At 55.4% G+C, this 24,898-nt stretch carries 23 protein-coding genes; 13 read left to right on the forward strand and 10 right to left on the reverse strand.

Features of this window, described 5'->3' with window-relative positions; genetic code table 11:
* Window positions 1-36 precede the first annotated feature (36 nt).
* From ACR0KS_RS17580 to ACR0KS_RS17605, 6 genes are read left to right on the forward strand one after another with little or no spacing between them, the layout of a single operon-like run.
* Window positions 37-999 (forward strand): cytochrome ubiquinol oxidase subunit II family protein, encoded by a 963-nt coding sequence (locus ACR0KS_RS17580; RefSeq protein ID WP_480681502.1) that lies wholly within the window; start codon window positions 37-39, stop codon window positions 997-999.
* Window positions 996-3,086 carry a cbb3-type cytochrome c oxidase subunit I gene (locus tag ACR0KS_RS17585; RefSeq protein ID WP_170563327.1) on the forward strand — a complete coding sequence of 697 codons (2,091 nt, stop codon included), beginning with the start codon at window positions 996-998 and terminating at the stop codon, window positions 3,084-3,086. Before ACR0KS_RS17580 ends, ACR0KS_RS17585 begins: the two co-directional genes overlap by 4 nt.
* A complete protein-coding gene (locus ACR0KS_RS17590) occupies window positions 3,083-3,715 on the forward strand; it encodes a cytochrome c oxidase subunit 3 (protein ID WP_170416045.1) in 633 nt (210 codons plus the stop codon). Before ACR0KS_RS17585 ends, ACR0KS_RS17590 begins: the two co-directional genes overlap by 4 nt.
* Window positions 3,708-4,034 carry a cytochrome o ubiquinol oxidase subunit IV gene (locus tag ACR0KS_RS17595; protein ID WP_480681499.1) on the forward strand — a complete coding sequence of 109 codons (327 nt, stop codon included), beginning with the start codon at window positions 3,708-3,710 and terminating at the stop codon, window positions 4,032-4,034. Before ACR0KS_RS17590 ends, ACR0KS_RS17595 begins: the two co-directional genes overlap by 8 nt.
* Window positions 4,035-4,065: 31 nt before the next feature.
* Window positions 4,066-5,049 (forward strand): HlyD family secretion protein, encoded by a 984-nt coding sequence (locus ACR0KS_RS17600; protein WP_170563324.1) that lies wholly within the window; start codon window positions 4,066-4,068, stop codon window positions 5,047-5,049.
* The gene (locus ACR0KS_RS17605; RefSeq protein ID WP_170416039.1) at window positions 5,046-6,569 is read left to right on the forward strand and encodes a DHA2 family efflux MFS transporter permease subunit; all 1,524 of its coding nucleotides are present in this window, start codon (window positions 5,046-5,048) and stop codon (window positions 6,567-6,569) included. Before ACR0KS_RS17600 ends, ACR0KS_RS17605 begins: the two co-directional genes overlap by 4 nt.
* Here ACR0KS_RS17605 and ACR0KS_RS17610 read toward each other — a convergent pair.
* Complete coding sequence (locus ACR0KS_RS17610; protein WP_170563321.1) at window positions 6,566-6,928, reverse strand: FluC/FEX family fluoride channel; 363 nt, start codon at window positions 6,926-6,928, stop codon at window positions 6,566-6,568. The two genes, ACR0KS_RS17605 and ACR0KS_RS17610, sit on opposite strands and share 4 nt — an antisense overlap.
* The gene (locus tag ACR0KS_RS17615; protein WP_480681497.1) at window positions 6,925-7,332 is read right to left on the reverse strand and encodes a fluoride efflux transporter FluC; all 408 of its coding nucleotides are present in this window, start codon (window positions 7,330-7,332) and stop codon (window positions 6,925-6,927) included. The genes ACR0KS_RS17610 and ACR0KS_RS17615 overlap by 4 nt, the downstream gene beginning before the upstream one ends.
* A gap of 179 nt (window positions 7,333-7,511) precedes the next feature.
* Between ACR0KS_RS17615 and ACR0KS_RS17620 the strand changes: the two genes are divergently transcribed.
* From ACR0KS_RS17620 to ACR0KS_RS17630, 3 genes are all read left to right on the forward strand, one after another.
* Window positions 7,512-9,092: an FMN-binding glutamate synthase family protein gene (locus ACR0KS_RS17620; RefSeq protein ID WP_170559541.1), complete on the forward strand. Its 1,581-nt coding sequence runs from the start codon at window positions 7,512-7,514 to the stop codon at window positions 9,090-9,092.
* A 61-nt stretch (window positions 9,093-9,153) separates the two neighbouring features.
* A complete protein-coding gene (locus ACR0KS_RS17625; RefSeq protein WP_170416033.1) occupies window positions 9,154-9,693 on the forward strand; it encodes an RNA polymerase sigma factor in 540 nt (179 codons plus the stop codon).
* A complete protein-coding gene (locus ACR0KS_RS17630) occupies window positions 9,690-11,627 on the forward strand; it encodes a VWA domain-containing protein (protein ID WP_170485903.1) in 1,938 nt (645 codons plus the stop codon). Before ACR0KS_RS17625 ends, ACR0KS_RS17630 begins: the two co-directional genes overlap by 4 nt.
* Before the next feature lie 29 nt (window positions 11,628-11,656).
* On the opposite strand, the gene ACR0KS_RS17635 is transcribed toward ACR0KS_RS17630, so the two are convergent.
* The 4 genes from ACR0KS_RS17635 to ACR0KS_RS17650 are packed head-to-tail and all read right to left on the reverse strand — an operon-like array spanning window position 11,657 to window position 15,567.
* On the reverse strand, window positions 11,657-12,307 hold the full coding sequence (locus ACR0KS_RS17635) for an ABC-type transport auxiliary lipoprotein family protein (protein WP_480681494.1): 651 nt from the start codon (window positions 12,305-12,307) through the stop codon (window positions 11,657-11,659).
* A complete protein-coding gene (locus ACR0KS_RS17640; protein ID WP_170416029.1) occupies window positions 12,304-13,620 on the reverse strand; it encodes an MlaD family protein in 1,317 nt (438 codons plus the stop codon). Before ACR0KS_RS17640 ends, ACR0KS_RS17635 begins: the two co-directional genes overlap by 4 nt.
* Window positions 13,621-13,625: 5 nt before the next feature.
* The gene (locus ACR0KS_RS17645) at window positions 13,626-14,441 is read right to left on the reverse strand and encodes an ATP-binding cassette domain-containing protein (protein WP_170389034.1); all 816 of its coding nucleotides are present in this window, start codon (window positions 14,439-14,441) and stop codon (window positions 13,626-13,628) included.
* Between the two features lies 1 nt (window position 14,442).
* Window positions 14,443-15,567, reverse strand: a complete 1,125-nt coding sequence (locus ACR0KS_RS17650; RefSeq protein ID WP_170416025.1) for an ABC transporter permease — start codon at window positions 15,565-15,567, stop codon at window positions 14,443-14,445.
* Window positions 15,568-15,804: 237 nt separating this feature from the next.
* Here ACR0KS_RS17650 and ACR0KS_RS17655 point away from each other — a divergent pair, with 237 nt between their 5' ends.
* From ACR0KS_RS17655 to ACR0KS_RS17665, 3 genes are all read left to right on the forward strand, one after another.
* Window positions 15,805-17,337, forward strand: a complete 1,533-nt coding sequence (locus ACR0KS_RS17655) for a sulfatase-like hydrolase/transferase (RefSeq protein WP_170416023.1) — start codon at window positions 15,805-15,807, stop codon at window positions 17,335-17,337.
* A gap of 124 nt (window positions 17,338-17,461) precedes the next feature.
* Complete coding sequence (locus tag ACR0KS_RS17660) at window positions 17,462-19,327, forward strand: PAS-domain containing protein (RefSeq protein WP_480681611.1); 1,866 nt, start codon at window positions 17,462-17,464, stop codon at window positions 19,325-19,327.
* Complete coding sequence (locus tag ACR0KS_RS17665; protein ID WP_170389038.1) at window positions 19,327-20,028, forward strand: response regulator transcription factor; 702 nt, start codon at window positions 19,327-19,329, stop codon at window positions 20,026-20,028. Before ACR0KS_RS17660 ends, ACR0KS_RS17665 begins: the two co-directional genes overlap by 1 nt.
* A 118-nt stretch (window positions 20,029-20,146) precedes the next feature.
* Here ACR0KS_RS17665 and ACR0KS_RS17670 read toward each other — a convergent pair whose 3' ends face one another.
* Window positions 20,147-20,695 carry a beta-barrel domain-containing protein gene (locus ACR0KS_RS17670; protein WP_480693287.1) on the reverse strand — a complete coding sequence of 183 codons (549 nt, stop codon included), beginning with the start codon at window positions 20,693-20,695 and terminating at the stop codon, window positions 20,147-20,149.
* Between ACR0KS_RS17670 and ACR0KS_RS17675 the strand changes: the two genes are divergently transcribed.
* Window positions 20,694-21,539, forward strand: coding sequence for a dockerin type I domain-containing protein (locus ACR0KS_RS17675; protein WP_170485901.1), 846 nt, complete (start codon window positions 20,694-20,696; stop codon window positions 21,537-21,539). The two genes, ACR0KS_RS17670 and ACR0KS_RS17675, sit on opposite strands and share 2 nt — an antisense overlap.
* A 49-nt stretch (window positions 21,540-21,588) precedes the next feature.
* Here the strand turns inward: ACR0KS_RS17675 and ACR0KS_RS17680 are convergent, their stop codons facing one another.
* Genes ACR0KS_RS17680 through ACR0KS_RS17690 form a run of 3 tightly spaced genes read right to left on the reverse strand, consistent with a single transcriptional unit; the run spans window position 21,589 to window position 24,729 of the window.
* Window positions 21,589-22,599, reverse strand: coding sequence for a DUF2955 domain-containing protein (locus tag ACR0KS_RS17680; protein WP_170416018.1), 1,011 nt, complete (start codon window positions 22,597-22,599; stop codon window positions 21,589-21,591).
* Complete coding sequence (locus ACR0KS_RS17685; protein WP_170416016.1) at window positions 22,589-23,653, reverse strand: HlyD family secretion protein; 1,065 nt, start codon at window positions 23,651-23,653, stop codon at window positions 22,589-22,591. The genes ACR0KS_RS17680 and ACR0KS_RS17685 overlap by 11 nt, the downstream gene beginning before the upstream one ends.
* Window positions 23,650-24,729, reverse strand: coding sequence for an AI-2E family transporter (locus tag ACR0KS_RS17690; RefSeq protein WP_170416014.1), 1,080 nt, complete (start codon window positions 24,727-24,729; stop codon window positions 23,650-23,652). The genes ACR0KS_RS17685 and ACR0KS_RS17690 overlap by 4 nt, the downstream gene beginning before the upstream one ends.
* Window positions 24,730-24,898: the final 169 nt, after the last annotated feature.

Consider the following 24,898-nt stretch of genomic DNA (forward strand, 5'->3'; position numbering starts at 1 on the left):
TTGGCTGCAAATGGAGGCAGGAGAGGATCGTAAGGAGTGGCCAGTTACAGGTTTTCATTTGCCTTGCAGCCTATCCTGATCGCCATCGTGCTGATTTCAGCCTGCGCGCAAGCATCTTGGGCCAGTGACAGTTTTCTGGACCCTGTTGGCCCAATTGCGGAAGTTCAGAGGCTTCATCTGCTACGCGCAACGGTTTTGATTTTGATTGCTGTCGTTCCAGTCTTGGTTTTTGTGCCAGTGATTGTTTGGCGCTATAGACGGCGCACTACCGCTAGCTCAACCTATCGACCCAAGTGGGATTTTTCGGCCCGTCTGGAATTCGTCATGTGGGGCGTTCCGGTTCTCATCGTTGCGATCCTGTCATTTTACCTATGGAAAGCAACGCATCGTTTAGATCCTTATTCTGCGGAATTCGGTGAAACGCCTGCCTTGAACGTGCAGGTCGTAGGATTGGATTGGAAGTGGTTGTTCATCTATCCGGACCTTGGGATCGCCAGCGTCGGAGAAATGGCAGTACCTGTCAAACAACAGGTTGCGCTGACACTGACAACGGACACAGTGATGCAGTCCTTCATGATCCCCGCTCTGGCCGGTCAAATCTACGCTATGCCGGGAATGACAACCAAGCTGCACATCGTGGCGGATACCCCGGCGACCATGCAGGGCGAAAACACGCAGTATAATGGCCGCGGGTTCACCAAGCAGAAGTTTCAGACTCTTGCCATGTCGCCACAGGATTTCGATCACTGGGTTGAAACCGTGCGCACCAGCGGTATTCCCTTGGCCGCGGACACCTACAGGGTACTGGCCATGCGTTCTGACCGGGATGAAGTTCAGGCCGCGCTTGGCACGCCGGAAATGCCTGACAAAGCGCTGTATTTCACCCTTGAGGAAAGCGATCTATTCGCATCCATCCTGCATCGGTATCACCAAGGTGCACCTTTGACCGCCGATCAGCAGCCCGGAACCGCACAATTCGGGCAGGAGGCACAGCAATGAGCTTTGCGGACAGTGGTTTCTTTGGCCGACTAAGCTGGGAGTCGTTCCCTCTGGCGGGCCTTATACAAACTCCGAACGCGAATGAGATCGTCGCCAATGCCGCTGCGGGCGTTGTGATTATCGGTATTCTGGTCGTTGTCGGCGCCCTGACATGGTTCCGCCTTTGGGGACTGCTTTGGCGCGATTGGCTGACAAGTGCAGACCACAAGAAAATCGGCATCATGTACATTGTCTTCGCAATTGTGATGCTGGCGCGCGGTGTTCTTGAAGGTGTTGTCATGCGCGCGCAACAAGCAGCGGGTCCGGGGGACGGATTTCTGGAAGCGGACCACTTTGCCGAATTGTTCAGTACGCATGGCACTATCATGATCTTTTTCGTGGCCGTGCCATTTGTCTTCGGATTGGCGAATTTTCTGGTTCCCTTGATGATTGGCGCGCGCGACGTCGCTTTTCCCGTGATGAACCAGATCAGTCTTGGCCTGACGGTCTCGGCCGGGATGATGCTGATGGTTTCTTTGCTTGTAGGCGAATTCTCGACCGGGGGCTGGACGGCTTACCCGCCCTATACGGGGGCCGCTTTCAATCCGGGCGTTGGGCCGGACTACTGGATATGGGCAATCGTTGTTTCCGGTATCGGTACGACGCTGACCGGGATCAATTTCGCGGTCACGATCTATAAGTTGCGTGCACCGGGCATGAAATTCATGCGTTTGCCGATGTACTGCTGGACGATTATCTGCAGCTCTATCCTGATCGTGTTTGCGATGCCACCGCTGGGTGTCGCGGCGCTGATGCTGGCCGCCGACCGGTATCTGGATTTCCACTTCTTCACCAATGACCTTGGCGGCAACATGATGAACTATGCCAATCTGTTCTGGCTGTTTGGGCACCCCGAGGTCTATTTGCTGGTCCTGCCCGCATACGGGATTTATTCCGAGGTGTTCGCAACGTTCTCGGCCAAGCGGCTTTATGGCTACAACTCGCTGGTCATTGCGACGATGTCCATTGCCGTGCTGTCGTTCACCGTCTGGCTGCACCACTTCTTTACAATGGGTCAAAGCGCGCTGATCAATACGGTCTTTGGCATTGCGACCATGCTGATCGCCATCCCCACCGGGGTAAAAGTGTATGATTGGATGGCGACCCTGTTCCGTGGGCGTATTCGGTTCTCAGTGCCGATGCTCTATGGTTTGGCGTTTCTGATGCTCTTTGTCATCGGGGGTCTTTCGGGGGTGATCCTTGCGAACCCAACCGTGGATTATCAGGTTCACAACACGCTGTTTCTGGTTGCCCATTTCCACAACGTCCTGCTGCCCGGGGTCCTGTTTGGCCTACTGGCAGGGTATAATTACTGGTTCCCCAAAGCCTTCGGGTTCCGCCTGAACGAATCCTGGGGCCGCATCACGGTTGTCCTGTGGACGGTCGGTTTCATGCTGACGTTCCTACCCCTCTACTTTGTCGGCCTGATGGGGATGCCACGTCGGTCTTTCAGTTGGGAAGACCCGAGTTTTCATCCCTATATGATCGTGGCCGTTTTGGGGTCGGTGGTCATCTTGTGTGCCCTGCTTGCGGTGGTGGTGCAATTGTGGGTCAGCATTCGAGACCGTGAGAAAACCCGCGTGCCTGTTGGCGACCCGTGGGATGCGCGTACGCTGGAATGGTCCATCCCAGCACCGCCACCGCCGTATAACTTTGCCATTATTCCGCATGTCACCGACCGCGATGACTTTGCCGCCGCAAAGGAAAGGGGCGAGGCTTATCCAGCACCCGAAGCCTATGAGGACATCAGCCTGCCGCGCAATACGCGGATTGGTTTCACGCTCTGCGTCCTCAGCGGTGTCTGGATGTTTGCCTTGGTGTGGTGGATCTGGTGGTTGGCAGCGCTGGTCACCATTCTGATGCTGTTGTCCTTCGTTGCGTGGACTTTCAAAACGGATATCGAAGAGGTTATTCCGGCAGCTCAGGTGCAAAGGGAACATGAGGCCTGGCTGGATCTTGTCCACGCCTCTGCCCCGATCAATCGGGACTTTGAATTCTCTTCGGATAACCGGGGGCGCGCGGGTCCGGACTTGGAGGTCGCCACATGAAGCGCGCTCCAACACACAGTTATCCCGGCCTGAACCTTGGTCGGCGGCATCCGGGCGCTGACAAAGCCAGCGAAGTCGTCACGTTTGGCTTCTGGGTCTTTCTGATGAGCGATCTGGTCTATTTCGGGCTGATGTTCGCCATATACATCACAATGATCGACGCACAGGCGGGCGGGCCGGGACCGCACGAACTTTTTGACCTCAAAAGCATCTTTGCACAGACCCTGATCCTGTTGACCAGCAGCCTGACGGTCGGGCTGGCAATGCTGGCATTGAAATACAACCTGCCGCGTTCGCGCATCGTTTTGTGGTTTGGCGTGACCTTGGTTCTGGGACTCAGCTTTCTGGTGTTGGAAATCCGGGACTTTATCGCGATGGCGGACAAAGGCGGTATCCCACAACGCAGTGGGTTTTTGTCCGCGTTTTACGGTCTTGTTCCGCTGCATGGTTTGCACGTTGCTGCCGGGTGTCTGTGGCTGATCGTGTTGGGTGTCCAACTGCGACTGATGGGGCTGACGGATTTGCTGATGTCGCGCGTGGTCCGGCTGGCGCTGTTCTGGCATTTCCTCGACCTGATCTGGATCGGGATAATTACGATCGTTTATTTCGGAGGTCTGACCTATGGATAGACGCAGCGAAATGCACAGGCGAGAGAGGCGGCGCTATGTGATTGGCTACGGCGGTTCACTGTTCCTGACCATAGCCGTCTTCACCGTCGCTTATGTCTTCGGGATCGAGACAAAGGGCGTCTACCTGACAATCGGCTTACTGGGGTTGGCGCAGCTTGTCCTTCAACTGGTCTATTTCCTTCATATCGACCGTCGACGCAGCAGTCGCGAAGACTTGGACTTGGTGCTGTTTTCTACATTGGTCCTGCTGATCATTATCGTCGGAACCGTATGGATCATGGGCAACCTTGCGGTCCGCATGCATACCTATCCAATGTGATCAAAACGCGATTGAGCAAGGAGATCGACCCATGAAGTCCCTCAAAACTGTCGCTGCCGTGACAATGTTGATCGCTATCGCTGTTGGCCTGCTTCTGTTTTGGCGGCATGAAGAAAGGTATCCGTCAACCAAGGACGCCTATGTGGGGGCAAATATCATCAATGTGGCCGCGCAGGTGACTGGCCAGGTGGATGATGTCTCGGTGTTAGAAAACCAGGCAGTCAAAGCCGGCGATCTGCTGTTTACGATTGATGAGACTCAGTTCCGGGCGGCCGTGGACCAGTCCAGGGCAAACCTGGACAGTGCCGTACAGCAGGCTGAATCCTACGCCACTCAGATCGCTGCGGCCGAAGCGTCGGTTGCATCCGCGCAATCCGTTTTCGATACATCCCAAAAAAGCCTCGAACGAGCCAAGGCGCTTTTCTCGACCGGTGATCTGGCCCAGGGGTCGTTGGATCAGGCGACCTCGGATTTTGCGCAGGCTTCGGCTGGGCTTACCACCAGTCAATCCAGCCTTTTGGCTTTGCAAAGCGGATTGCAGGCCAAGCAGGATGATGTTCTGTCGGCGCGCGCGCAGTTGGAAATCGATCAGGCCAATCTTGCTTGGACCAAAGTGTTTGCAACTGCTGACGGATGGATTGCGAACCTGACATTGCGCCCCGGTTCCGCCGTATCAGCGAACGCGCCCCAGTTTTCGATTGTCGAGTCTTCCGATTGGTGGGTGGACGCGAATTTCAAGGAAACATCGCTGCCCCGTATTCGACCCGGTCAGCCGGTGAAAGTGCAGATCGACATGTTGCCTGGGGTGACGCTGAGCGGGAAAGTGCAATCCATTGGCCGCGGATCGGGGGATACGTTTTCCTTGCTGCCGTCCGAGAATGCCAGCGGTAATTGGGTCAAGGTCACCCGCCGGTTTCCCGTGCGGGTGTCTCTTGACCCGACGGATGCTCCGCTGCGGGCAGGCGGCAGCAGCAAAGTCACGGTGGATACGACTTCGGAACGGGCAGGAGAATGAGCCTTTCGGCTACAGGCCATGTCAATCCGGTGATTGTCATTGCCGTGGTGCTGAGTGCCATTCTCGAAGTTTTGGATAGCACGATCGTCAATGTCGCGCTGCCTCATATTCAAGCGGCCTTCGGAGCTACAACCGATCAGGCGACGTGGATATTAACAAGCTACATCGTCTCGGCCGTCGTAGTTATGCCCCTGACCGGATTTGTCGCCCGCAGGGTAGGGCGACGCCGGTTGATCCTGACGGCCGTGACTGGTTTTGCGACAATGTCGGTCATGTGCGGATTGTCCTGGAGCCTTGAGACGATCGTGGCCTTTCGACTTGCACAGGGCATGTTCGGAGCCTTTCTTATTCCATTATCACAATCCATTCTTTTTGATGCTTTCCCGCGCGAGAAACGAGGTCAGGCGATGGCAGTTTTCGGCCTCGGGGTGGTTGTTGCACCGGTTCTGGGTCCGACAATTGGCGCGATATTGACCGAGTATTTCTCGTGGCGGATGGTGTTTTTCGTGAACCTTCCGGTGGCGGCGATGGCGCTGCTGTTGCTGGCCGGAGAGTTGCCTGACGACAAAACCGAAGATGTTCGCATCGACTGGAAGGGCTTGGCATTGCTGGCAGTGGGAATCGGGTGCCTGCAATTCATTCTGGATCAGGGCGAAACCAAGGACTGGTTGTCATCGCGCGTCATTCAGGTTGCCCTAATCGCTTCGGTGCTTGGCGCTGTTGGTTTCGTCGTTCACGCCCTGTCCTCAAAGACACCGGTCGTTGATCTTCGCCTTTTTGCCGACCGGAATTTTGCCCTGTGCAATCTGGTCATTGCTGGGTTTGCCATTTCGCTGTTCGGTGGAATTGCCATACTGCCGACCTTTGTTCAAAGTCTGTTGGACTATCCGGTCATCGAATCTGGCCATCTGTTCATTCCCCGAGGGATTGCGGCCGGCGCATCAATGGTTCTTACAGGCGCAGTTTTGTCTACACGGTTTGATCCTCGTGTTCTGGCCGGGCTGGGGATGCTTTTGACGGCTGTCGGTAATTTCATGCTTGGTGCACTCAATCTGGATGCCGGGTTCTGGCAGTTGGCCTGGCCTGGTGCCGTAAGCGGCTTGGGCATGGGTCTTGTCTTCGTTCCCATGTCCATCCTTGCGTTTGAAAGCATTTCTCAAGCGCGTCAGGACGAAGCCTCTGGTCTGTTCAATGTTACGCGGCAGCTTGGATCATCCATCGGAATTTCTCTGGTCGGGACGTGGGTTGTTCGTGGGTTACAGACCAATACAGCGGTGTTGAGCCAGAATGTGACGCCATACAACACCGCCGCTCAAAATTATCTGCAACCGCTGGGCCTGACACCGGACAGCGCCGAAGGTGCGGCAATTCTGGGTCAGGAGATCAACCGTCAGGCCGAGCTGATTTCTTACCTGACCGTATTTAATAATCTGGGCTTGCTGGCTTTGGCCTCAATACCGCTTCTGCTGTTCTGTAAGGCGCCTAAGCCGGGAACTCAGGCTACGGTTCACGCTCATTAGCGGGTGAGGAAAAGCCCTAGCCAAAGTGCGGACCAACACAAAAATATGCTTATAAGAATGTTGCCGGCGGCCAACGCGATCGTGCGCTCTCGTCTTAGTTCCAGCGATTGATAGGCGAAACTGGAAAACGTTGTGAAGCCACCGCAGAAACCAAAAACCAAGCGCCGTTCCTGCTCGCCCATATCCGCTGGTCCACCCAGATAGCCAAACCACAAGCCCAACAGCAGGCTGCCCAGCACGTTCACGATTAGCGTCGACAAGGGAAGGTCGTGCCTGATTGTCAACGCGATCGCATGACGTAGAACCGCGCCCAATCCGCCGCCCAAACCAAACATCGCGTGAAGGTAGAGATCATTCAACCGCCCGCCCTCCGACCAAGGCCGCGTCTTCCGATCGCTTCGCCGAGGATGGCCGCCGCGAGACCGATTGCGATCTCGAGACCGGCCGCTGTTGCGGCGGTCAGAAAGTTCGCCTCGGCGAGGCGTTCAAGTTCGGCGACAAATGACGAAAAAGTGGACAATCCCCCGCAGAACCCAACAGCACCCAGGTGCAGGACATGGGCGTGCACGCAGTGGCGGATGGAGAACAGCCAACCCAGAACAAAGCACGCCACAATGTTGATCCCGAACGTTGCAGTCAAAACCGGAATTCCAGGGATCGTGACGGATAGACTTTCGCGCAGAAGCGAACCCGCGGCCCCACCTACAAAAACGGCCAAGAACATAAGGGCCGTGGATCGAACCGCCGGTCGCGTTATTTTCAAAGCCAATGATCCTGCCCAAGTTCACCTGTCTTTCCAGATACAGGCGGCAACCATTCGGATCAACAGAAGACCCAGCTTCGCGATTAAGCCCTTTTTGGTGTAGAACGGCGTAAACTCTTGCAACTAAACGTCGTTTTGCCCAACGATTGGTTAAGCCTATCTCGGTATCGGAGATCACGATGATTGTACGCAGACTCTATTACTTCCTCAGCTATGTGTGCCTGCCGTTAACTCTGCTTTGGGGTTATTTCTGGCCGCCGGCCTATTGGCTGCTTGTGATACTCGTGCCCTACGCCGTGGTTGGCCTCTACGATATTCTGACGACCAAGCATAACGTGCTGAACAATTACCCTGTTCTAGGCCATTTCCGCTATATGCTGGAATTTGTGAGCCCCGAAATCCGCCAGTACTTTGTTGAAACAAACGAAAGCGGGCGCCCCTTCAACCGAATTATCCGGGGTCTGGTGTATGCGCGCGCCAAGGGACAAGTCGATACTCAGGCATTTGGCACCCAATACGACATTTTGTCCGTAGGCTATCACCGGGCAAACCATTCTCTTGCACCCAAGGACGTGCCGGAAAGCGAAGGGCGGATTGTGTTGGGCGGCCCGCAATGCAAGCAACCTTACAGCGCGTCCCGCCTGAACGTTTCGGCGATGAGTTTCGGGGCGCTTAGCGCCAATGCAATCCGGGCTTTGAATGGCGGCGCAAAGGACGGAGGCTTTGCGCACAACACCGGTGAAGGTGGCCTGTCGCCGCATCACTTGGCCGAAGGTGGCGACATCATCTGGCAGATCGGGACAGGTTATTTTGGGTGTCGCACCGACGATGGTGGATTCGACAGGGTTCAATTCGCTGAAAAGGCAGGAAATCCAGTTGTAAAAGCGATTGAGATAAAACTGTCTCAAGGGGCAAAGCCCTCGCATGGCGGCGTTTTGCCAGCGGCCAAGGTTGATCAGGAGATCGCTGATATTCGCGGTGTTCCGTTGCATCAGGACGTTATTTCCCCGCCCGTCCATTCCGCGTTTGACGGACCGAAAGGTCTGCTGGAGTTTGTACAGCATTTGCGCGAACTGTCGGACGGCAAGCCTATCGGGTTCAAGCTGTGTATTGGTCGCCCCTCGGAATTCATGGCGATCTGCAAGGCGATGCTGGAAACAGGTATCTTGCCCGATTTTATCACCGTTGATGGCTCGGAAGGGGGAACCGGCGCAGCCCCGGTCGAGTTTACGAACCGTCTGGGCATGCCACTGAACGAAGCGCTGATCTTTGTGAACAACTGTCTGCGCGGCGCCGGTTTGCGTGACGAGATACGTATCATTTGCTCGGGCAAGGTGGCGACTGGTTATGACATGGTCGAGAAATGCGCGCTTGGGGCCGATATGTGCAACGCAGCGCGTGCAATGATGTTCGCTGTCGGGTGCATCCAGGCGTTGCACTGCAATACCAACCGCTGTCCATCAGGTGTCGCAACGCAAGACCCGGTGCGGGGGCGCGCCGTGAACGTTCAGCAAAAGCGCCAAAGGGTGCATCGCTATCACGACTCTACGCTTGAAAGTTTCCGTGAACTGCTTGGGGCTATGGGAAAAAGCCGCGTGTCCCAGTTGCAACCGTCAGATATTCACCGCCGGACCGCTGATGAACGTGAACGGTCCTACGGAGAACTGTATACGTTTCTGGATCAAGGCGTGCTGCTGACCGATGCTATCCCGGATGAATACAAGCTGGACTGGAATATGGCTTCGGCTGATCGGTTCTAATTTTTTTTCTGTTTTGGCCAAGGATTGACCTTCCTGATCCGTCTTACCAATCGTGATGCGTATGAAAACATCGGATGAGGACTTGGCAATGGCTGCTGCCAATGGCGACGCTGAGGCGTTTGCCACCCTTTTGGCGCGGCACTACGACAGGATATTCCGATTGGCGTTTCGGCTGTCCGGGCGTGCGGATCTCGCTGAAGATTTGACGCAGGATATCTGCTTGGCGTTGCCTGGGAAAATAACCGGATTCCGTGCACAGGCGCAGTTCACAACATGGTTATACCGTGTCGTTGTAAACGCAGCGGAGGACACGCGCCGCCGCCGTGCCAGTCACACCCGTGCGGCCGCCAGTTGGGGCGATGTCGAGAAAATGCGCCGCGCCGAGGCTGCAGAGACGGCCGAGGCAGTGGACTGGTTGGTGCGGGCGATGCGCTCTTTGCCCTGCGAGTTGCAGGACACGTTGGCGCTGACGTTGGAAGACGAAATGACACATGCCCAAGCTGCTGAGGTGCTGGGTGTTTCAGAAGGCACCGTGTCCTGGCGAATGTCGGAAATCCGAAAGCGCCTGCGCGTCATGCGGCAGGAGGAGCTGGCCCAATGACAGATGAACTTGAAAAGCTGAAGGCCACAATAAGTGCGGCCACCCCGGCACCGGATGCGGGACGGCGCGCTGCAAACCTGGCTCATGCGCAAAAAAGTTTCCTTGATGCCCAAGGAAATGCGACCGAGGCACGTCCCACTGTCGAGCGAGGCCACTTGGCCCGTCTGATAGAAGGAGCGAAGCCCATGTTAAATGCCCTGACCCATCGCGGCGTACTGACCGCAACTACGGCCGTTGCAGCCGTTGCCCTGATCGTGATCCTCCCGCAAACGCGGGACTACGTTATCCAACCGACAAGCTGGGTTGAAAGCCGTTTTTCCTCGCCAAGCACAGGGTTGGATCAGGAAGAAGCCGCCACGCTCCTTTCGCAAGAGCAGTTTGCCGATGAGGGGGCGACCTCGGCCGTTCAGAGAAAGCGGCAGGAAAGAGCGTTGGTTCCGGCGGATCAGCCGTCTGCCATCGTTACTGGCGGCGCGTTGATGGAGGCACCGGTGATCGCCGCTACGCCGTCAGAACGATCGCTGGTCGTGCAGCCGGATCAGGACACAGAAGCATTTTCAAACGCAGATACCAATCCGCTAAAGGTCACTTCGGAAGACCCTGTTTCGACGTTTTCGATCGACGTGGATACAGCCTCTTATTCGATCGCGCGTTCATCGCTTTTAAGTGGACATTTGCCGCCGCGGGACGCCATTCGGGTCGAGGAGATGGTGAATTATTTCCCCTATGCGTACCCTGCCCCGGAAGGAGCCGCACCGTTTCGACCTACCATTGCTGTAAGCCCGACACCTTGGAACAATGACACGCAGCTTGTTCATATCGGTATTCAAGGTGCCATGCCCGAAATTGCCGATCGGCCGCCGCTGAATCTGGTCTTTCTGATTGATACGTCTGGGTCGATGCAGGATGCGAACAAGTTGCCCTTGCTCAAACAGTCGTTCCGCCTGCTGCTGTCCGAGTTGCGACCCGAAGATCAGGTTTCGATCGTCACCTATGCCGGTAGTGCGGGGCAGGTACTTGAGCCAACGACAGTTGCGGAAAAGTCCAAGATCATGTCCGCGCTGGACAGGCTTGAGGCCGGAGGGTCAACTGCGGGACAGGCAGGATTGCAGCAAGCGTATCAAGTTGCTGAAGCTATGGCCGCGGAAGGAGAAGTAACGCGGGTTGTTCTCGCCACGGACGGCGACTTTAACGTCGGCCTATCCGACCCCGAGGCTTTGACGGATTTCATCGCAGACAAGCGAGATAGCGGCACTTTCCTGAGTGTTTTGGGTTTTGGTCGTGGCAACCTGGACGACGCAACGATGCAGGCGCTGGCGCAGAACGGCAACGGTCAGGCGGCCTATATCGACACGCTGAGCGAGGCGCGCAAAGTTCTGGTCGATCAACTGACGGGTGTTTTGTTTCCGATTGCCAACGACGTCAAAATCCAGGTCGAGTTCAATCCGGCGCAAATCGCCGAGTACCGGTTGATTGGTTACGAGACACGGGCGTTGCGTCGCGAAGACTTCTCGAATGACAGGGTGGACGCTGGCGATATTGGCGCTGGCCACAACGTAACAGCCATATACGAAGTGACTCCGGTCGGATCGGATGCCGTCAGGAATGGTCCGCTGCGCTATGCCGAACAGGTTGAGACCGCAGGGTCAGATGAAATCGGGTATTTTAAATTGCGTTACAAATCACCAGGGACCGCCCAAAGTGAGTTGATCGAGCAACCCATCGTTTTCCGGCAAGGCGAAGTCACGGATGACGTACGCTTTTCATACGCAATAGCCGGTTTCGGGCAGTTGATGCGAGACGACACGTTTTTGGGAGATTGGACCTATGAGGATGCTATAAACTTGGCCAGTTCCGCGCGGGGTAAAGACCCGTTTGGCTATAGGGCCGAGGCGATTACCCTGATGCGCCTTGCGCAAACACTGGCTCAATAAGCTGGACGGTGCTGATCCGGGTTATAGGGTCAAAACGAACTTGGATTGTTAGCGGCGTGGGTGTGGATTTTGCGAATGCTCCATTCAACCGCGTCGCGCATCGTTCTCCCAAGCGCGGTGTCGAACGCAGTGACCAGATCCGCAGTCTGGTCACTTGCTGAGACTACGTTTTCCTGAAAGGAACTCGACGCAATAATCTTATCCTCAAACTCGTCGATAATCTTGATGTTCATGCGAACTTCAACTCGAATGTTTGACGAATTGTCCGCTTCGCTAACGACGATTCCCTGAAATTCGCGCAGATCGGGAACGATCACGTAGTCTGCCCTCAAGCCGACAGTCGATCTGCCGACAGCAGCAACTTTCCCGCTATTCTCGAAACTTTCAACCAACAGAGTTTGAACGATCAGCGGCGCGCGATCCACCCACCGCGCGCGGGCCAGATATTGCACTTGCAAGGGGGTGGGCTGCACTGCGATCTGATCCGTGTTGACCGCAGCCGTTGCCGTCGGTTCTTCCACGACGATCTGTCGTTGAACGCGCGGCAGAGAGGGCGAAAAGGTACTTTTGGGTGACAAAAGGTAAAGGTCGTTTGGCTTGGACGCCTGCTGAAGCGTTCCCAGCCCGGTGCAGCCAGCCATCGAAACGATCGCCAGCATGGCAATAAATGACCTGATCATTGGCGAAACTCCGATGCTTGGGTACCCAGTAAGAAGCGCGCGGGGTCTCGTTCAACCCTATCCACCAATCGGTCCAGACTGACGACCAGCCGTTGAGATTCTTCGATGAAGCGTGTGAATTGAGGCAGCCCCACACGCAGGAAATCAGACAACTGACGCCGGTTGTCCTGCACAATTCCGTCGATCGTCCCCAAAAGTTCAGAAGCGGATTGAGACGCGCTGAGGATGTCGGCCGAAATCTCGTCCAGCCTGTCTGTCACTTTGGTGACGGTCGTGGCAACTTGATTTGCCGCATTGCGAATGTCTTCGACCACCTTGCCGACGTCCTCATCGATCACGCGATTGGCCGAGTCGAACGCGCGCTCTGCCGAGGTCAATGTGCTGTGGGCTGTGTCCATTGCTCTGTCAATGTAGTCCAGCGTCTCGTTTGCGTTCAGAAAGGTTTCGGTGACCATCGTCAATGCTACAGACCCTTCACCGGTAAGTTCGGTCAAGTCTTCTGCCAATGCTGAGGCTCGGTCCAGAAAGGGTTTCAGGTCCTGCTTGATCACGGTGTCAGCCGCCTCGATTGTGACTTTCGCACTATCCAGCGCGGCCGTGGCGGACTCGGACGCTGTTTTCACACTGTTCAGTGTATCGGTTCCGGTGGTCAAAGTTGTTTCCGCGGTGTCGGCCAGTTGGCCCAGACGCGATGAAAAAGCGGAAATGTCTTTGGCGGCCCCGCCCAGATCGGATGACAAAGACTCAAAGTCCGACAACGTCTTGTCCAGCCGCCCCGTCGCCGAGGCGACATTTTCGAGAATATCCGCAACGGCTTTGCGGTTCTTTTCGTCGACGATTTCGTTGACGTCCTCCAGTAGCGTTATTGCTTTTTCCATCAACTGCGGCGCGCCTTCAAAAAGGGACTGGATTGCGCTGCGTTTGCTTTTGATCAAGCTGTCTTGGGGAAGTCTCTCGGCTTCTGGTGAGCCTCCTGTCAGTTCAACATAGCTGACACCAGTGACGCCAAGCGACTGAAGCTGCGCAATCGTTTCTGTTGTCACCGGAATGTCTGCATCAATTTCAATGCGGACCCTGACTTTGGACGGGTCGTCGTCATCCAAATCCAGCGATATGACCTGCCCGACCGGCAAGCCGTTATAGCTGACGCCCCCAGCCGCCGACAGGCCAGATACGTTTTCAAACAGGACCTCGTAGTAAGCGTATTGTCGCGTCACCTCGAATTTTGCCAGCCATAGAAAAAATCCGAACGCGCCCAGAATACCCGCAAGGGTAAACGCGCCGATCAGGATATAGTTCGCTCGGGTTTCCATGGCTTCTACCTGTCCTGCCCCTTCTCTTGCGCAGCGCGCGCGCGGGGGCCCGTGAAATATTCCTGCACCCAAGGATGATCGACTTTGGTCATTTCTTCAATCGGACCTTCAACAAGCACGCGTTTTTCCGCAAGAACTGCGATGCGATCGCAAATGGCGTACAGGCTGTCCAGATCATGTGTGACCATAAAGACGGTTAAGCCAAGTGCGTGCTGCAACTCGCCGATCAACTCGTCATAGGCTGCAGCTCCGATCGGGTCCAAACCAGCAGTAGGTTCGTCAAGAAAAACGATTTCCGGGTCCAGAGCGAGCGCCCGCGCAAGTGCCGCGCGCTTGCGCATCCCGCCGGACAATTCGGACGGGAACTTGCCGCAACTCAACTGAGGCAGGCCAACCAAGCTGATCTTGAGGCCCCCAAGCGCACGCATCAGGCTTTCGCTCAGCCGTGTGTGTTCACGCAGCGGTGCCATCACGTTCTGCAAAACGGTCAGTGACGAAAACAGAGCGCCGTCCTGAAACGCAACGCCCCAGCGCTGTTCGATCCGGCGTCTTTCCTGTTCGGGGCCGTTCAGAACGTCAACGCCCAGCACGTCGATGCTGCCGGCCGCAGGTTTGTTCAGCCCAACGATTGTACGCAATAGAACTGACTTGCCCGTGCCGGAGCCGCCGACAATGCCCAGCACTTCGCCACGCCAGACATCGAGGTTCAGGTTCTGGTGGACAACTTGCGGGCCGAACTGATTGGTCAGATTGCGAACGCGGATGACTGCCTCGCGTTTTGCGTCGGATTTTGTTGCCTGTTCAAGGGGTGTTCCGTCCATATCAGACCCCCATGACCGAGAAGAAGATCGAGAACAGGGCATCAAGTGCGATAACCATGAAAATGGATTGCACCACCGAGGCGGTCGTGCGTTGCCCGACACTCTGGGCCGAGCCTTTGACCTGCAGCGCCTGCCAACAGGCGACGACGCCAATGACCAGCGCAAAGAAAGGCGCTTTGATCATGCCGATTGCAAAATGCCAGATGCCAGTGTTCTCTTTCAGCCGGGTCGCAAACATGCCAGGGCTGACGTCAAGATCAATCCAACTCATCAATCCCCCGCCCACCAGAGCGGCCATATCTGCAACAAAGCCGAGGATCGGCAGCATAATCAACAGGGCAACGACACGCGGGATCACCAGAACCTCGATAGGGTCTAGTCCGAGTGTCCGCATGGCGTCGATTTCTTCCTGAACCTTCATCGAGCCGATGGAGGCCGTGAATGCTGATCCTGACCGGCCAGCAACAATGATCGCAGTCAGCAGAATGCCAAGCTCTCTCAGCACTGAGATCGAGATCAGTTCGACCACGAAAATCTCGGCTCCGAATTGCTTTAGCTGTGTCGCGCCCTGAAATGCCAGAACGACGCCGATCAGGAACCCCATCAGGGCAACAATGGGGATTGCCTTGAACCCGGTTTCTTCCATCTGCGAAACCAAGGCGGCCCGGCGCAGACGATGTGGCATCAGAATGGTTCGGACAAGCCGGTGTAGGGTGAGGCCAAGAAACTCAAGCATCGAAAGGGTGTCATTCCAACCTCCGACGGTTCGTTTGCCGATGCTTTCAACCCAGTCGGTAAAGCTGCGGCGATCTGCTTCGGTGCCCGGTTCTTGTGGGATGTTTTGCGAAACCGTTTCAATCAGGTCGGAATAGGCAGGTAGAACGCCTTGAATGTGGACCTGGGCCCCAGACGTCTGGACGCGCCGGGCCAAGTCTGCGACCAGCCACGCGCCTCCGGTATCCAATGCGTGAACGTCGGTAAGGTCCACGACGACGTCGCTGCCGTCCGGCTGGAAAGCCGAGAAGGTTTTTTCGACGCTGCTCAGCGATTGTGTCAGCAGGTCGCCAGACACTTTGAAGTAAACGCCGTTGGCATCCCTGTCAGATTGTATCGTTGGCTGCGTCATGGCCGTATGTGATGTGAAACGGCGGTGTGCTGCAACGCATTTTTTGAAGGCGAACTCATTTCTGTGGCTTGGGAATGACGTTTGCAAGAAGGGCCAAGTGCCCGGCACAAGCGGCATATCAGATCCTTGTGCCTTTCATAGGTAATCGGATTGAGGCGATGACAATCCTGTTGCCCGAAATACGGAACCGCGACAGAGTTCGCCCAAGACCACGTCTACGGAATCATGGAGAGTGGAATGAGGCGCGCGGGGAATGTCCTGTTCATCATCATCGATCAATTGCGGGCGGATTGCCTGAACGGAGCATTGGCAGCGCATGTTGAACTGCCGAATTTGCGCGAGTTCATGGCGGACTCGGTTTCCTTTGACCGACATTTCTCGGTGACGAACCCATGTGGGCCGTCCCGGGCGTCAATTTTGACCGGGCAATATGCGATGAACCATCGATCCGTGCGAAACGGGACACCGCTGCGTCACGACACCCCAAACATCGCGACAGAGATGCGAAAGGCAGGGTATCTTCCGCTGCTGTTTGGGTACACTGACACGTCGGCTGACCCACGGGTTCACGATCCATCCGACCCTATCCTGAGGTCATACGAAAACGCCATGTCCGGGTTTGAAGAAGTGGTCGAGATGAGGCTGGAGGAATCCTATCCTTGGCGGTCTCATTTGATGCAGAAAGGGTATGAATTCGACGACTACTGGGATGTGCATAAACCGGCTGCCCCGGACGGAAGCCCGGCCCGTCTCAACGACCCCGCGATTTACGCGGCTGAGGACAGCGACACCGCTTTTCTGACGAACGCCTTTTTGGACAATATGGCACCTCGTGCGGGGCAGGGCTGGTTCGCGCATCTGACCTATATCAGACCCCATCCGCCACTTGTGGCTCCGGCGCCGTATAACGACATGTATGACCCGTCCACGTTGCCCTTGCCAGCCGGTTATCCCGATGCAGCCAGCGAGCTGGCGCTTCACCCCTTTTTTGGGCCGACAATGGCCAAGCAGTCGGTTTCGGATTTCGTTCTGGGCTTTGACCAAGTCGAACCGACGCCCGAGAACGTGCGCATCTTGCGTTCGGTCTATCTGGGGCTGGCGAGCGAGGTGGACCATCACATTGGTCGAGTCGTCCGGTTCCTAAAGGAAAGCGGTCAGTATGATGACACATTGATCGTCATCACTGCCGATCACGGAGAGATGTTGGGTGATCGGCACAGCTGGGGCAAGATGACGGTCTATGATGCGGCATTTCACACCCCCTTGATGATCCGAGTGCCGGGCAATCAGTCCCAGGCCGGCAAACTTGTTTCTGCGCCCACTGAGTCAATCGACATCACCCCCACCATTTTGGACTGGGTTGGGCAATCGGTGCCCAACGCGATGGACGGCAGATCCCTGATGCCTTTGCTGCAAGGGGCGGTTCCAGACGACTGGCGCGACTATTCCTTTAGCGAGCTTGACTTCTCTGAGCCGGAAAAGGCGACGATCTGGCAAAAGACCTTGGGCACTGGAAACAGCGAGTCGTGCCTGGGAATTTTGCGGGACGAAAAGTTCACGCTGGTTGAGTTCGCCGCCGATCTTCCGCCGATCTTGTTTGATCACAGCAAAAATGGAGAAATGGAGAACGTCGCCACAAAACCGGAATACGCGCCAGAGCTGGCTCGACTAGGGCGTTTGATGCTGCGACACCGGATGCGGAATATGGACCACACGTTGTCGCTCCATTCGATTACGGCGAATGGGCCAATGTCAAAATCCCGGTATTGAACAATTGCGCGGCTGTTAGCCCTATTTGTCGCGTTCATGCCCCCTACACCTGCGCTGGAACCGGTGTTACGCATGTGACGCGGGGAGGGCGGAATTGAACATCACGGACGAACAGATCAAGACTATGACGACTGCCGGTCTTAACCTGATTGGTCAGGGCTTGTCGATTTATGACAGCAATCTCAGGCTGGTCGTCAGCAATCGTCCGTTTCAGGTCATGTTCAATCTGCCGGATCATCTGGTCGAGCCGGGATCAATGTTTCGGGATACCATCCAGTTTCTTGCCGAAAATGGCGAATATGGTGAAGACGTCGACGTCGATGACGTAGTCGATACTCGGGTTGCGCAGGCTTTGACGTTTGAACCCCATTACCTAGAGCGTGTTCGCGCCAACGGTCAGGTTATCTCGGTTGAAGGGGCTCCGTTGCCCAAAGGGGGGTGGGTTGCCGTCTATACAGACATAACCAATACCAAACAGGCCGAGGCGCTGTTGCGCGCTCGATCCGTCGAGCTGTCAAGCCAGCTATTGGACAGAGCCGAAGAACTTTCGGCAGCAAACCGAAAACTGGCTGCGACGAACTCGGCTTTGGAAGAGGCCAAGCGTCAGTTGACCGAAATCGAAGCCCGAACGCGTATGACGACCGAGATGATGCCAGCTCATATCGCGCATTTGGATTCCGAGGGCCGGTACGACTATTCAAACCGCCGCTTAAACTCTGTCATGACAGGTCGTCCATCTGAAATTCTGGGAATGCATGTTTCTCAGGCGTTGGGATCGGCGGCATATCTGCGCGTCGAGCCACATCTGCAAAAAGCCTATGACGGCGAAACCTCGGTGTTCGAATTCACCGAGGATCAAGGCTCAAGACGGATTCGTGTATCCTTTACGCCGGACGGTGAAGGTGGTGTCTATGTCATGTCCGTTGACATAACCGAAGAAACGCAAGCCCGCGTTGCGCTGCAACAAACCCGTCGACGCGCTATGGCCGCTCAGATGACGAGCGGTTTGGCGCATGACTTTTCCAACTTGCTGACGATTATTCTTGGGATGCAGTCTCGAATGGAAAAGATGGACCTGCCCGAATCCGCCCGCGAATTGGTGTCCGCAACCCAGCAAACTGCCCGCCGGGGCGGGCAGCTTTTGAACCGCATTGCAGATATGACCGGAAATCGGACGCCGCAGCCTAAGGCAACAGATATGCGTGGATTGCTGGAAGATTTGCGTATCCTTGCGTCGCCGTCCCTTCCGCGAGGGGTGGGCCTTTCCGTAGTGAACACGCTTCCGGATGAGGCGATGATGTTGGACCCTGGAATGGTGCAGGACGCGCTACTCAATCTTGTTCTCAACGCAAGGGACGCCTGCGGAGGGACTGGTCAGATAACGATCAGCGCCCATACGGTGGGATCAATCTGGATAGAGATTACCGTGTCCGACACAGGTCCGGGGTTTTCCAACGAAGCGCTTGAGAAAGCGCTGAATCCGTTTTTTACGACAAAAGGCAGCGAGGGTTCTGGGTTGGGCTTGCCCATGGTCTACGACACAGTGAAATTGGCCGGTGGCGATTTGAACCTGCGGAACACGCCATCCGGTGCCTCGGTCGTTCTGCGATTGCCCTATCGTCCCGCCCCTCCTGTTCAAGAAGGCTTGGTTCTCTTGGTCGAAGACAGTGATGATCTGCGAAGTCAGTTCCGGGATATGCTGGTTGAATTGGGCTTTTCGGTGATCGAGGCAACCTCAACGGACGAAGCGCTGGCGCTGACCGCTGATATCGAAGATATCGCGTTGGTCCTTTCAGATATTCGGCTTGAAGGGGAGGGAACTGGTTTGGATTTGCTGGGAAGGTTGAATTCCCGGCTTCCGTGCATCCTTATGACGTCTTTGCCGTATTCAGACCCATTGCACCGGCAGGCACTGACGCTTGCGCCGGTTCTGCGAAAACCATTCACACGGGCGCAACTGTCCGCCCTGATCCGAACCGAGGCTGCGTGATGACTCAACCGCTGGTGACCATTGTCGATGACGAGCCTGAAATTCGTCGAATTCTCACTGATGCGCTCGAAGATGCCGGGTTTAGAACCCAAAGCTTTTCACGCGCTCGCGAATTTGAGGCATCTCTAAAGCGCGTAACGCCGGATGTGTGCCTAGTGGACCTGTCTTTGCCGGACACTGATGGCCTTGCGCTGGTCCATCGTCTGGCCCTAGAGCAAGGCGCCGCGGTGATCATTATTTCGGGTCGGGCCCAGGTGCAGGACCGCGTGACGGGGCTGGAACTTGGGGCTGATGACTATATCACAAAGCCCTTTGATCCAGCCGAAGTCGTCGCACGAATTCGAGCGAGGTTAAGAACGCCGAGGTCGCAGATGACTCATTCTGACTCGGCTCGGTTCAATGGCTGGACAGCGCATTTTGACAGGTACGTACTAGAAGATACTTCTGGCGAGGAAACCCCGTTCAGCCATGCTGAAGGTGAAGTTTTGCGTCTGTTTCTTGAAAGCCCAAAAAGGCTAATTAGTCGCGCGCAGATGCAAGAAGCGTTGGGCGGAGCTGCGGGTGACAGTTTTGACCGAGCAATGGATGTCAGAATATCCCGTTTGCGAACTAAACTGGGTGAAGATCCCAAGAATCCCCGTTTGATCAAGACGATCTATGGGGCCGGATACATCTTTTTGGGCGATGTTGATTGGATGTAGTGCATCTTTCCGTTGATCAAACGCTCACGACCCCGGGGAATGAACGCTAGGTCGGGCCTGACACGCCGAGAAGTAGACTTTTGATTGACGGCTACAAGAGAAAAGGTCGTGGCCTAAGCTATTCACGCAATGCCTGATCTTTGATCTTCACTACAGGTTGCAACAAATACTCCAGAACCGTCTTTTTCCCGGCAAGTATGTCAACTTCGGCAATCATGCCCGGAATGATTTCAACGGCGACCCCGTTGGCATCCAGGATTGATTGACGGGTCTGCACTTCGACCACAAAAACTTCCTCATCGCTGTTTTCCGATCGCGTTATTGTGTTTGCGCCAATTCGTGTGATTTTTCCGTCCAACGCTCCGTAGCGTGCGAAATCATAGGCAGTTATTTTCACTTTCACCGGTTGTCCCGCATATAGGAAAGCGATGTCTTCCGGGGGAACATATGCTTCGACCAGAAGCGCGTCGTCCAAGGGGACAATTTCTATCAATTCCTCTCCGCTGCGGGCCAGCCCCCCGATTGTCGTGCGATGAATTCTATTGACGATCCCGCGTATTGGCGACCGCACCAAAGCGCGATCCCGTAGCGCTGGTAATGCTGGCTTTAAAGCCGCAAGTTCTGCCGTTGTGACCGCCAGGTCTGTCAATGCCGGTGCGACAACCATGACCGGTGGGTCCGGCGCAGACATTTTCGTAATGCAGTTTGGCAGCGACCCGACCACGATTACGGATTTTCAGGCCGGAATAGATCGTCTGGATATGTATGACTATCCGCTCTTGCGCTCTCCGGGACAACTGGCGTTCACGTCCACGGTTCGGGGCGCAAAGATCGAATACCTTGATGAAAAGATCGAAGTGATATCCGCTTCCGGCGGACCCTTGACCGAGGCACAGGTGTTCGGGTCCGGATTTGAGGGGCCAGACCATATTCCAGTGGATTTCGGTGACTTCGGAGGACTGGATCCAGGCAGTTCAGACGGCGTTCAGGGTAACGTTACGCTTAATTCCAAGACCGACAACCCTGCGCTGACGGATGCCGAAATCAGGTTCTCATTGGATGGTGGCGGTACGGTCAGTGTCCGGGCTGATGACGAAGGACGGTTTGATCTTGGATTGCCGTCCGGCACATTCTCGGGCGAACTGGATATCGTGAAGTCCTATTCGGCTGCCAGTGCGGATATCAATGCTTTGGATGCTTTGCAGGTCTTGCGTATGTCTGTCGGCCTGAACCCAACCTGGGGTCCACCATCGCCTGAAAACCTGATTGCAGCCGACATAACGCAAGATGGAATGATAAACGCGCTGGATGCTTTGGCCATTTTGCAAACAGCGGTGGGTCAATCAACCGCGTACCGTGCAGAGTGGGTTTTCTTGGATGATAACGCCGAGCTTTCCGCCATTACCAGATCCAATGTAGACTACATGACCGGAGTGGGGGTCACAGCGGTTGATGGCGCGTTTGAAACCGACATGACCTCAATTCTTTTGGGAAACATCGAACCTTTCTAAGCCTTTTCCCCAAACCCTTGGCCCAACCTGAATTGGCGAAGAATGGTATTCACGGCGTAGCGCGCTGTTTTCGTTCTGGCCAGAATTCGTCGACGACGACATAGGCGATGATCACGAAAAACGCAGCGCTGGCGACCTGTAAGACGCGCGTAATGCTTTTGATGTCCGCCTCGTCGGAAAATGGTGCGATCGAGCCGCCGTAAACGATCAGAGCGGTCGTGATCGCCGACCCTGCAGCAGCGGCAAGCGGAATTTGTGTTTTTCCTAATGCGCCAAGGGCAATGCAAAAGAAAAAGCATAGCAGTACCGATGTCAGCATAACCGGTGCGATGACGTTTATTTCATAGCAGATTATGGATACCGCGGCCCCCAGCAAGTTCGCGGTCAACATTGCCTTGGCGACCGTTTTTCCAGCGGCGGGCATTGCAGCAAGCTGTTGGCTAAGAAGAGCCACGAAGAACAAAACAAGCAAGGCCGAAGCACCGTACAGAAAGAATGCAATCGCAAACGGAACTGTGACCAGCGACATTCTGAAAATGCGGCGGCTGGTGTCAAAGTCCCGGTCGGCGGCGGCTTTCGTTTGTGCTTCGCTGGGTGGTTCGGCCGGGATCAGCACGAACATCAGAGTCGATACAAACCCCGCAAAGAACAGGTTCATTGGAATCCAGAACACCAGAACCAAGGCCAAATCCTGAGACTGTAGGACAAGGTTTGGGATCATCAACGCTCCCATTAGAGCGATGACGCCGGGCAGCACCCCGGCACCGGATACGGACCATGTAAAGGACAGCACGATCCCAATGGCGACCAACACCAGAAAAACGACTGGATAGGGCGCGAAAACCGACGATAAGAGGAAAGAGATAAACATCAATCCAATGGAAAACACGAACAGCTTTCCAAATGCCGCCAGTGGCAGGGCCATGGGTGCCTGTAGGAACAGCGCGGTGAATACCGCTCCGATAACCGCTAGCGGCCAGCCCAGGAACAGGCCCAATGCAAAAACGCCGGTTACCCCAAGCGCCAACCTGAGTACGGAGCGTTTGTCTTCAATACGCATAGGAAAGGATCGATACCAAGCGGATGTACGTGCGCCCCACAACGTTCAGCAACGCGTTGTCGCTGAGATACATGATCACATCAGCCTGCCCGTTCAACTGGAACCTAAGATCATCCTCGGCGTTTCCGGCCTCGTAGCCCGGCAAAACGATACGGACAGGAAATCGCTCGGGTTCGCGCAGAAATCCTTTGGTGCTCGGCGGGCTTGCAAGTTGGCCGGGCTCGTCACCGCCGCTGAGGGAAACAGCCGCGCTAAAGCTTTCGATTTTGCCCTGCACGATCTGACCGGGATGCATGTCCAATACGACGTCCACGGGTGACCCAATCCCGGCACGGCCAAGGTTGTTTTCGGTGAAATAGGCTTCGATCCAGACATCCGTTGCATCAAGAAAGGTCAACAGGTCTTGACCCGACCGGGCGTAAGTTCCCGGTGCGATCAGCAAGTTGGAAATCACCCCTGTTGCAGGCGCGCGCAGTTCTGTCCATTCCAGGTTCAGCTCTGCATCGGCCAAAGCTGCAAGCGCGCGCTGAATTTTGGGGTTTTCAAGCCCTTCATCCCCAAGCCGTTGTTTCGCCTTTTCCAAATCGGCCTTGGCATTTTCCAGATTTGCCTCGGACTCGGCCAACTGGCCGCGGGCGTCATCAGCCCGCGAGATAGAGATCAAACCTTTCTTCTCAAGTGCGAAAACACGCTCGGTCTGGATTCGCATCGTGTCCAAGTCGCTCTGTGCTCGGGCCAGTTTCGCCTGAGCCGCGCTCACTTCGGCTGACGACGCACCAACTTCCTGAGTGGCGGCCTCAAGATCGGCTTCGGCCTTTGCGCGCTCAATCTCATAAGGTCTGCGATCGATACGCACCAGAACATCTCCGGCGGATACGACCTGGCCGTTTTCCACCAATACCTCGGTAACAGTTCCGGTCACTTGGGGAACAATCTGAGTGGCCACCGCCTTTACCCGCGCATTGCCGGTAAACGGCGTTTTCCGGTCGGCGACCAGATACCAGATCAAAAATATGAGAATGACGGCCAGCGTCGTCCAGATTGTCTTTCTCATTCCGCAACCTCCTCGGCGGATTCCGAAGACTCTGGCGCCGGGTCGATCCAAACTTTGAACAGCTCATAGAACACTGCGAACAGTACTGGACCCATGAAAATGCCGATCAGACCATATGCCATCATCCCCCCAAGAACGCCGATCAGGATGACCAGCATCGGGGTTTCCAGCCCTTTCGAGATGAAAACAGGACGCAGAAAACTATCCATGATGCTTACAGGGATCGCAAGAACCGTAAACAACAAGGCCGCACCGCCGGACATCGAGCTCCAGGCGTAAATGATCACGGGCAGAAGAACCAAACCGGGCCCAATCTGAATGATTGAGAGAATTAGGCTCACAAAGGCCAGCGTTGCGGCGGACGAAATGCCAAAGACCGCAAGCAGAACCCAGACGACAACCGCTTGGATCGCCGCGACCCCGATTACACCTTTGGTGACGTTACGAATTGTGGCACCGGCCAGTGTCACAAACTCTCCGCCGCGTGGGGCAAAGACGCGATTGGCAAATCTTTGAAGCCCCTGAACCAGTTGAGGACCCGGCTTGAACAGAGCGCCCATGATTATGACGGATAGCGCAAGACCCAGAAGTCCGATGCCAATGCCCAACACTTTTCCGAACAGAGATTTGGTGACTTCCAAAATTTGCGCACCGTATTTGGCAAGCGCACCGTCCAGGTTTCGCTCGAACATGGTCCAGACATCCGCAATTTTGTCTCCGACCAATGGCAATTCCTTGAGCCCTTCCGGGGCCGGAGGAATTTTGAGTTCGCCGCTGTCTGCTTGTTCAGCGAAATCCGACCCCAGCTCAGCAGCCCCGGATACAGCAGTAGCGACCGGGCCAAGTGTCAGCAGAAGGCCAAGAAGAACCAAAACCGTCGCAGCCAGCGATTTTCGACCCCCCAGCTTTCCCTGCAGCCAATCGTATACTGGGTGCAGAGCTACGCAGAGAATTGCCGCCCAAATAACGACGCTTGCAAGAGGCGCGACCATGACCAAAGCGCTGTAGATGAACAATCCTAGAAACAGCAGGCGTATTGCCAGATCGACGATTTTTGCGTCTTGAGTCTTTTCCATTCCGTCCCTCCAAAGTTCTTCTTTCCTTGGATATTAGACTCAAAAAATTTAATATGTATATTTTATAATTTTCTCGGTGATTTGTATGGGTTTGAAGAATAACCCAAAAAACCAAACGGCAATTGGTCGTTTGCGTGAGTGTCTGCACCCTCACGGTACCACCGGTAAA

It is taken from the genome of Ruegeria sp. BC7 (genome assembly GCF_056539165.1).